Source organism: Streptomyces sp. 13-12-16, assembly GCF_002114215.1.
GTDB lineage: Bacteria > Actinomycetota > Actinomycetes > Streptomycetales > Streptomycetaceae > Streptomyces.
Genome location: NZ_NCTE01000706.1, coordinates 1 through 8252, shown reverse-complemented (window position 1 = coordinate 8252; position 8252 = coordinate 1). Strand labels below are relative to the sequence as shown.

Here is an 8252-nt window from a genome sequence, read left to right as displayed (position 1 = left end):
GACTCTATCAGATCTTTCCGATCCGATTTCCCCGGTGCTTTCCAGGTTCCCGCTTCCGCGTTTCCCTTTCCGGCGGTTCCGACTCTATCAGATCCTTTCGGTCCTGATTCCCGGTCGGCGGGCTCTGCCGTTGAGCCTTGGGCTTTCGCCTGTCGGCCTTTCGACATTCACTACGTTAACCGATTCCCTCGCTCGATTCATAATCGGGCTCCGCGGTTAGGAATTCAGACATGCGGACATGACGAATTCGACCCCGCTGAGGGGTGATCGTAGGTAGTGGGTTGGCCGCTTCCGGCTGCAGGCGATCGCCGTACCCGGTTCAAGCGGCTCGGGCTACATTACGCACCTTCCAAGGCCGAGTCAACTTCGGCGGCGCCGCGGCACGTGGGCCCGGTAGGGGCTCACCGTCGGGTCGTCGGTGACCCAGTAGCGCCAGGGGTGGACGGCTCCCTCACCGGAGACTCCGGTGCGCGGGCCGTTGCTCACCTGCCCGGAGGACACGGGGGTGCCGGTGAGGATCCGTAGCGGGGTGTCGCCGGCGGCGCAGGCGTCGGTGCCGTTGAGTTCGCGGTCGACGCCGAGGGCCGTGGCCAGGCGGGCCGGGCCTTTGGCGAGTTCCTTGTCGTTGCGGGGGTGGACCGTGTCCGGAGGGCGCGGTCTCTCTTCACAGGTGGACGCCCAAGCCTTCGGGCCTGGACTCGGTCTCGTGCGGTCGGGAGCGACGGCGGCGACCTGGCCGAGCGATCTTATACGAAGGGAGGACCCCGTTCAGGGAGCCGTCCCGTGTGGTGCTGCTCTGTTCGGCCATCCACTAACGTATCCCGGCCACTCCCAGTCTGAGCGCTTCATCCGGCGATTCGCGGAGACCGATCGTCACCCGTGTGCTCCGCTGATGCCGTGTCGGCGAGTCTGGGGCACGGCCAGCCTGGCGACCGCGCGCTTGGCAGCCTCACTGTGGTCGAGTCGAGGCGCCGGCCCTCGCGGACCGGCCAGATCGCGGTCGGTGAGCGACCTGGCTTCGACCGTGGCCCAGTCGGGGCGGTGCACCACAGCGGTGTGTCCTTCCACGTGAGCTTTGCGGTCCTTCCAGTCGTCGGGCGGCGCCATGAGGACGCGAAGCTCCTGATGGCTCAGCCACTCCAGCCCGAGAACCTGGCGGCCGAGGTGGTGCTCGATGAGCGACAGGGCGGTACCGGTTTCCAGGTGAACGAGGAGAAGCTCCCCCTCGAAGAAGTAGCCGCCGTCGTACTCGCCGGATCCCGCGGCGAGAAGCGGAAGGGTCGGATGGAAGGCCATCGCGGTCACGGGGTACTGCGAGAGCAGGAGCCAGCGACGGCGGGCGCGGTCGGTGACGTGGAAGAGACCAACCGTATCCGCCTCGTCGTACTCGCGCTCGCCGGCCACGGCGACAAGGCTTCGCCGCTTGTCCGTGACGACGAGGACGGGATCACCGATCTCCGTGAAGGGGGTGTCGGAGCCATCAGAATCGGCCGAGAACGAAGTCATGCCGAGGATCCTCGCAAGGATCCGGGCGAGGTGGGCGGCCGGGTTGTCACTGCACTCCCGGCTGTCCACCTCGCTCAGCACGCCAACTCAACCGCTCACTCGCCAGATGAAGCGCGCAGTCACGCCCACTCGTCCGGCCTGAGCCGGCGCACGTCGGCAGTCACTCGACCGGCCAGGAACATGCCACGCGCCGCGCTCGCGAACGATCACGCATCTTCTGGCCCGACCTCCCGCCGACTCACCAGTGGGTCGCGAGCGAGGCACACAGCGGCTCAGGCTCCGGCGGACGGTTTGGCGCGCGGGCTCAGGCGATACGCCGAGACCGTCGGATCACCGGCAAGATAGAACCGGTGCTGCCAGTCATGGGCCTTGCTCACGCCTACCCTGGGACCAGTCTGGATGAGCGCGGCAGCGACAGGCTCCCCCTCGGACAACACGACCGAAGGACCTTTCAGGAGGTCTGTGCCGTTGTGCTCTCCCGTGATGCCGAGTGCCTGGCAGAAGTTCCCCGGACCTCGGGCGAGCCGTGCACTCTCGACCCTCTCCCCTCGCCGCTCGCGTGCCAGGTCTTCCCCCTCGATGACCCTGCCTGCCCGGATGAGGACAGCCGAGGCGATGCCGTCCGTCCCGGTGACGACGTTGGCGCACCAGTGGAGACCGTGAGACCGGTAGACGTACAGGCGTCCTGCGGGTCCGAACATGACGGCGTTACGGGGTGTCTGGCCTCGGTAGGCATGGGAAGCTGGGTCAGCCGTACCGGAGTACGCCTCGGTCTCCGTGATGGCGATGCTTACGGTTCCCTCGGGGGTTTTGCAGGTGAGTACACCCCCGAGCAGCTTGGGGGCGACTTCTTCGGCAGGGTGGGCGAGGAGATCGACGTTCATGCCGACCGCCTTGACATGCCGTAGGTGAAGTAGACGTACACATGGCCGGGCGCGCCGAACATCACGTCATTGCGGGCGGTGCGACCGCGGTAGGCGTGGGAGCCGGGGTCGTTCTGGCCGTCGTAGGCCTCGACCTCGGTGAGGCGGAGGGCGATCGGACCGTCCGGGGTGGTGCGGACCAGGATCCGGCCGAGGAGGTCGGGGGCGACCTCGAGGACGGGCCGGTCGAAGAACTCTCTGGGCAGGGGCGTACGGTCGGGGGTCGCGATCATGCCGTCCGAGGGTACTGGAGACGGACGGCGCCACGGGGTGGTCAGCGGGATCCACGATTGCCAGGCTGTGGGACGCGGAACCGGCCACGGCCGGATCGCGTTGTTAGGGATCAAGGGTCCATACGTACGACTCGACGCAGGACGACGGATCAGGTGTGGCCCACGGGGGTCGCCTGGAGAGGGAGAGACATGGCGTTCAAGAAGCTGCTGGCGAGTCTGGGTGCCGGCGGGGCCTCGGTCGAGACGGTGCTGCACGAGGTCAACGTGGTTCCGGGCGGTGTCGTCCAGGGCGAGGTGCGGATCCAGGGCGGGTCCGTGAACCAGCAGATCGAGGGTCTGTCGGTCGGGCTGCAGGCCAAGGTCGAGGTGGAGAGCGGCGACCAGGAGTACAAGCAGGACATCGAGTTCACCAAGTCGAGCCTGGGTGGTGCCTTCGAGCTCCAGGCGGGTGCGGTGCACGCGGTGCAGTTCGGGCTGGAGATCCCGTGGGAGACGCCGATCACGATGATCGACGGGCAGCCGCTGCGCGGGATGAACATCGGGGTGAGCACCGAGCTGGCGATCGCGCGGGCCGTGGACTCCAGCGATCTGGACCCGGTCAACGTGCACCCGCTGCCGGCGCAGAAGGCGATCCTGGACGCGTTCATCCAGCTGGGCTTCCGCTTCAAGAACGCGGACATGGAGCGCGGCCACATCCGGGGCACCCGGCAGAAGCTGCCGTTCTACCAGGAGATCGAGTTCTTCCCGCCGCAGCAGTACCGGGGGCTGCACCAGGTCGAGCTGAGCTTCGTGGCCGACGAGCAGGCCATGGACGTGGTGCTGGAGATGGACAAGAAGCCGGGTCTGTTCAGCGAGGGCAGCGACACGTTCCGCTCCTTCAAGGTGGGGCTGAACGACTACCAGGGGACCGACTGGGCGGCGTACCTCAACCAGTGGCTGTCGGAGGTCGGCAGCAAGCGCAACTGGTTCTAGGCTCGGTTTCCGACTGAACGCAACCGATCAGGAGGTACCGAGGTGACCGAGCTCAAGCGGCGGCCGCTCCCCCACGACTTCCATCCGCCCGTGCCGTCGTTCGCGGTGTCGAGCGAGGACGTGCAGGAGGGGGCGACGCTCAAGGACGCTCAGGTCCAAGCGGCCGGCAACACCTCGCCGCACCTGCGGTGGGAGGGGTTCCCGCCGGAGACCAAGAGCTTCGCCGTGACCTGCTACGACCCCGATGCCCCGACGGGCAGCGGGTTCTGGCACTGGGTGGTGTTCGACATCCCGGCCACGGTGACCGAGCTGCCGGCCGGTGCGGGCAGCGGCAAGTTCGAGGGGTTGCCCGAGGGCGCGGTCCACGCGCGCAACGACTACGGCAGCAAGGACTTCGGCGGTGCCGCGCCGCCGCCCGGGGACGGGCCGCACCGGTATGTGTTCACGGTGTACGCCGTGGACCAGGAGAAGCTCGGTCCGGACTCGGACGCGTCTCCCGCCGTGGTGGGCTTCAACCTGCGGTTCCACACGCTGGGGCGTGCCCAGCTGATCGGTGAGTACGAGGTGCCCGCGGAGTCCTGAGCGGTTTCCCGCGCGGCCTCGAGCGTTCATGGGACGTTTGCCCGCCCCTGGTCTTGGAATTGATCAGGGGCGGGCATTTTTGTTGCCGGGGGTCGCGGGGGTCACCTCCCGCAGGAGCAGCAGATATTGCGTTGTCCATCTCGGCGTGCCCGGCCAGAGTTGATCCCAGCCCGCCGAGGGGTGGGCCGGTGCACACGGGAGGTGGGCTGGTATGCGGGACACGCTGGTACTGAACGCGAGCTTCGAGCCGTTGTCGACGGTGACGCTGAACCGAGCCGTCGTTCTGGTGCTTCAGGACAAGGCCGTCGTCGAGCAGGCCCACCCCGAGCTGCGGATGCGTGGAGCCGCGGTCGACATACCGGCGCCCCGGGTGATCAGGCTCTGCCAGTACGTGAGGGTGCCGTTCCGAAGACGAGCGCCGTGGTCGAGGCGGGGTGTGCTGGTGCGGGACCGGCACCGGTGCGCGTACTGCGGACGGCGGGCGACGACCGTGGACCACGTGGTGCCGCGGTCGCACGGTGGGCAGGACACGTGGCTGAACACGGTGGCGTCGTGCGCGGAGGACAATCACCGGAAGGCGAACCGGACGCCCGAGCAGGCGGACATGCCGCTGTTGCGGCGGCCGTTCGAGCCCACGCCGGCCGATGCGATGCTGTTGGCGCTGGGCGCCGAGGACTTCGAGGCGTTGCCCGAGTGGCTGACGCTGGACGCGGCGTGAGGGCTGTGCCGTAGGGGTCGGGGTGGTTCCCCGGGCGCGGGTCGTGCGTGGTTGTTCGCGCAGCTCCCCGCGCCCCTGGGGAGGTCAGTCGATCGAGGGCTTCTCGCGGCGTTCCTGGGAGGGGACGTTGGCGGTTCCCGAGGGGCTGTTGCCGCCGCCCATCGCGCCGAAGTTGCCCATCGCGCCGGAGAGGCCCTTGAGGGCGTCGCCGATTTCGCTGGGGACGATCCAGAGCTTGTTGGCGTCGCCCTCGGCGATCTTGGGGAGCATCTGGAGGTACTGGTAGGAGAGGAGCTTCTGGTCGGGGTCTCCGGCGTGGATCGCCTCGAAGACGGTACGGACCGCCTGGGCCTCGCCCTCGGCGCGCAGGGCCGCTGCCTTGGCCTCGCCCTCGGCGCGCAGGATCTGGGACTGCTTCTCGCCCTCGGCGCGCAGGATCTCGGACTGGCGGACGCCCTCGGCCTGGAGGATCGCGGCGCGCTTGTCGCGGTCGGCGCGCATCTGCTTCTCCATCGAGTCCTGGATGGAGGTGGGCGGTTCGATGGCCTTGAGCTCGACGCGGTTGACGCGGATGCCCCACTTGCCGGTGGCCTCGTCGAGGACGCCGCGCAGGGCCGCGTTGATCTCCTCGCGGGAGGTGAGGGTCCGTTCCAGGTCCATGCCGCCGATGATGTTGCGGAGCGTGGTGACGGTGAGCTGTTCGATGGCCTGGATGTAGCTGGCCACCTCGTAGGTGGCGGCCCGGGCGTCGGTCACCTGGTAGTAGATGACGGTGTCGATGTTGACGACCAGGTTGTCCTGGGTGATCACCGGCTGCGGCGGGAACGGGACGACCTGTTCGCGCAGGTCGATGCGGTTGCGGATGGTGTCGATGAACGGGACGACGATGTTGAGGCCCGCGTTGAGTGTCCGCGTGTAGCGGCCGAAGCGCTCGACGATGGCGGCGCTGGCCTGTGGGATGACTTGGATCGTCTTGATCAGGGCGATGAAGACCAGCACCACCAGGATGATCAGGACGATGATGATCGGTTGCATCGTCGGTTCCCCGAACCCTTCTTAGCCTCGGCGCCTGCGGCAGCTCTTGTGCCTGCGGAAGATCTCGCTGTTGAAGATCTTGCTGGTCGAGTCTGACAGACCATCGGTGCAACTGGGAGGTTGTTCGCCCCAGTTGTGTCGTGCCCGGTCACATGATGATGGCCGTGGCCCCCTCGATGTCCACGACGTCCACTTCCTGGCCCACTTCATAGGCGTGGCCGGCGTCGAGTGCGCGTGCCGACCAGACCTCGCCGGCCAGCTTGATCCGGCCGCCGGATCCGTCGACGCGTTCCAGGACGACGGCCTGTTTCCCTTTCAGGGCGTCCACACCGGTGGCGAGTTGGGGCCGCCCGGCGCGGTGTCTGTTCGCGATGGGTCGTACGACGGCGATGAGGGCGGTCGAGACGACGGCGAAGACCACGACCTGGGCGACGGCACCGCCGCCGAAGATGCCGGAGACCACCGCCGCGGCGACGGCGCCCACCGCGAGCATGCCGAGTTCGGGCATCGCGGTGATCACGAGTCCGATGCCGAGTACCGCCGCGCCGATCAGCCACCACAGCCATGCGTCGATGTCCACGTGGTCATGGTAGGACCGCGCACCCGGTCGCCGACAGGGCGCCGATCGGTTTGAACGCGCCGTGCGGCTCCGGGCCTTGGGCTGCGGGAGGGGTCAGGACATCGGGAGGCCCTGGGCGGTGAAGCGGTCGCCGACCTGTTCGACGACGAGCGGGAGGCCGAAGCAGAGGGAGAGGTTGCGGGAGGTGAGCTCCAGCTCCAGCGGGCCTGCGGCGAGGACCTTGCCCTGACGGATCATCAGGACGTGGGTGAAGCCCGGGGCGATCTCCTCGACGTGGTGCGTGACCATGATCATGGAGGGGGCGATCGGGTCGCGGGCGAGACGGCCGAGACGGCGTACGAGGTCCTCACGGCCGCCGAGGTCGAGTCCGGCGGCGGGCTCGTCGAGGAGCAGCAGTTCGGGGTCGGTCATCAGGGCGCGGGCGATGAGGGTGCGCTTGCGCTCGCCCTCGGAGAGGGTGCCGAACCTGCGGTCCAGGTACTCGGACATGCCGAGGCGGTCGAGGAAGGCGCGGGCGCGCTGCTCGTCGATGTCCTCGTACTCCTCCTGCCAGCCGGCGGTCATGCCGTAGGCGGCGGTGAGCACGGTCTGCAGGACGGTCTGCTTCTTGGGCAGCTTGTCGGCCATGGCGATGCCGGCCACGCCGATGCGGGGGCGCAGCTCGAAGACGTCGGTGCCGGGCCTGCCGAGGGTCTCGCCGAGGATGCTGACGGTGCCCTTGCTGGGGTAGAGGTAGCTGGACGCGATGTTGAGGAGGGTGGTCTTGCCGGCGCCGTTGGGGCCGAGGATGACCCAGCGCTCGCCCTCCTTCACCGACCAGGAGACCTGGTCCACCAGAGCCCGGCCCTCACGGACCACGGATACGTCCTGAAGCTCCAGAACATCGCTCATGAGCGCGTTGTCTCCCCTTGCAGTGTGGCCGGTCTCGGCTGTCGCGTACGCCTGTGGGTCGGTCCGCCGCACCCGTGGGCGCAGCCCATCATGAAATCTACGCCACTGGTCGACCCGGACATTCCTCCGGTCCGGTTCTTGGGCTCTGTCTAGGGTGTACGCATGCTCTCGGAACCTCGCTCTGGACGCCTTGCCGCTTGGGGAAACGCCCTTCTTGCCGGACTTGTCCCACCGGATGACGCCGTGCTCGCGATCGTCGGGGAGGACGCGGTGCACCGGGTGGAGGGGTTGCCGGGTGAGTCCGCACCGGTGGGGCTCACGCTGGCGTTGGGGCGGCTGCGGGCGCTGGGGGTGAGCGGGCTGCGGGTGGCACTGCCGGCGCCGGGGCATCCGCTGGGGCTGAGCGGGCCGCCGGAGTTCAACGCGCGGGCGTTGGAGGCGGAGGAGGCGGTGGTCTGTTCCGGGGCCGCGGTCGGGCTGGTGCCGGAGGTGTACGAGGCCGGGCCCTCGGGTGATGTGCACGTGGAGGTGGTCTGGCACTGCCTGCCGGTGCGGGAGGCGCCGCCTGCGGATGTGCCGTCGCTCGGGGAGGCGGAGCGGGAGCTGGCGGAGGCGCTGCGGGAGGCGACGGAGGTGCTGACGCGGCTGGATGTGGCCGGGTCGGGGCCGGTGGCCGAGGCGGCGATCGATGCGTACCGGGCGCGGGCTCTGCGGGGGCGGGAGGTGTTGGCGCCGGGGTATCCGCCTCGGGCGGTGCGGGTGCTGGAGCTGGCGCAGCGGGTGGGGGCGTTGGTTTCGCTGGCGGGGGCGGG

9 protein-coding genes and 2 pseudogenes are annotated in these 8252 nt (G+C 68.7%); 4 read left to right on the top strand and 7 right to left on the bottom strand.

Translation table 11 applies throughout. The features are described from left to right. Positions 1–360 precede the first annotated feature (360 nt). The 4 genes and pseudogenes from B7767_RS26715 to B7767_RS26700 all read right to left on the bottom strand — a co-directional run. Positions 361–630, bottom strand: a pseudogene (locus tag B7767_RS26715) (DNA-3-methyladenine glycosylase); the annotation flags it as partial. Between the two features lie 243 nt (positions 631–873). After that, entirely contained in the window at positions 874–1506 is a 633-nt protein-coding gene (locus B7767_RS26710; protein WP_143652648.1) for a hypothetical protein, read from the bottom strand. Between the two features lie 272 nt (positions 1507–1778). Continuing rightward, positions 1779–2390, bottom strand: coding sequence for a DNA-3-methyladenine glycosylase (locus B7767_RS26705; protein WP_085574421.1), 612 nt, complete (start codon positions 2388–2390; stop codon positions 1779–1781). A 12-nt stretch (positions 2391–2402) separates the two neighbouring features. Beyond that, positions 2403–2662: pseudogene (locus B7767_RS26700) on the bottom strand (DNA-3-methyladenine glycosylase); the annotation flags it as partial. A gap of 189 nt (positions 2663–2851) precedes the next feature. On the opposite strand from B7767_RS26700, the gene B7767_RS26695 reads away from it, so the two are divergent. The 3 genes from B7767_RS26695 (at position 2852) to B7767_RS26685 (ending at position 4934) form a co-directional block, all read left to right on the top strand. Further along, positions 2852–3634 carry a sporulation protein gene (locus tag B7767_RS26695; protein ID WP_085574420.1) on the top strand — a complete coding sequence of 261 codons (783 nt, stop codon included), beginning with the start codon at positions 2852–2854 and terminating at the stop codon, positions 3632–3634. Between the two features lie 42 nt (positions 3635–3676). Next, positions 3677–4216, top strand: a complete 540-nt coding sequence (locus B7767_RS26690) for a YbhB/YbcL family Raf kinase inhibitor-like protein (protein WP_085574419.1) — start codon at positions 3677–3679, stop codon at positions 4214–4216. A gap of 211 nt (positions 4217–4427) precedes the next feature. Continuing rightward, a complete protein-coding gene (locus tag B7767_RS26685; protein ID WP_085574418.1) occupies positions 4428–4934 on the top strand; it encodes an HNH endonuclease in 507 nt (168 codons plus the stop codon). Between the two features lie 84 nt (positions 4935–5018). Here the strand turns inward: B7767_RS26685 and B7767_RS26680 are convergent, their stop codons facing one another. The 3 genes from B7767_RS26680 to B7767_RS26670 form a co-directional block, all read right to left on the bottom strand. Further along, positions 5019–5969, bottom strand: a complete 951-nt coding sequence (locus B7767_RS26680) for an SPFH domain-containing protein (RefSeq protein WP_030858393.1) — start codon at positions 5967–5969, stop codon at positions 5019–5021. A gap of 148 nt (positions 5970–6117) precedes the next feature. Continuing rightward, a complete protein-coding gene (locus B7767_RS26675; protein ID WP_085574417.1) occupies positions 6118–6549 on the bottom strand; it encodes an NfeD family protein in 432 nt (143 codons plus the stop codon). A 93-nt stretch (positions 6550–6642) separates the two neighbouring features. Next, positions 6643–7440, bottom strand: a complete 798-nt coding sequence (locus B7767_RS26670; RefSeq protein WP_085574416.1) for an ABC transporter ATP-binding protein — start codon at positions 7438–7440, stop codon at positions 6643–6645. 162 nt (positions 7441–7602) lie between these two features. Here B7767_RS26670 and B7767_RS26665 point away from each other — a divergent pair. Beyond that, positions 7603–8252: hypothetical protein (locus B7767_RS26665; protein WP_107486345.1), on the top strand; the 650-nt coding region annotated here is incomplete at its 3' end.

What these genes read in the sequence shown, in the direction of transcription:
- B7767_RS26680 (WP_030858393.1), bottom strand. Translation starts at nt 5,969, where the DNA reads ATGCAACCGATCATCATCGTCCTGATCATCCTGGTGGTGCTGGTCTTC.
- B7767_RS26685 (WP_085574418.1), top strand. Translation starts at nt 4,428, where the DNA reads ATGCGGGACACGCTGGTACTGAACGCGAGCTTCGAGCCGTTGTCGACG.
- B7767_RS26710 (WP_143652648.1), bottom strand. Translation starts at nt 1,506, where the DNA reads ATGACTTCGTTCTCGGCCGATTCTGATGGCTCCGACACCCCCTTCACG.
- B7767_RS26705 (WP_085574421.1), bottom strand. Translation starts at nt 2,390, where the DNA reads ATGAACGTCGATCTCCTCGCCCACCCTGCCGAAGAAGTCGCCCCCAAG.
- B7767_RS26670 (WP_085574416.1), bottom strand. Translation starts at nt 7,440, where the DNA reads ATGAGCGATGTTCTGGAGCTTCAGGACGTATCCGTGGTCCGTGAGGGC.
- B7767_RS26695 (WP_085574420.1), top strand. Translation starts at nt 2,852, where the DNA reads ATGGCGTTCAAGAAGCTGCTGGCGAGTCTGGGTGCCGGCGGGGCCTCG.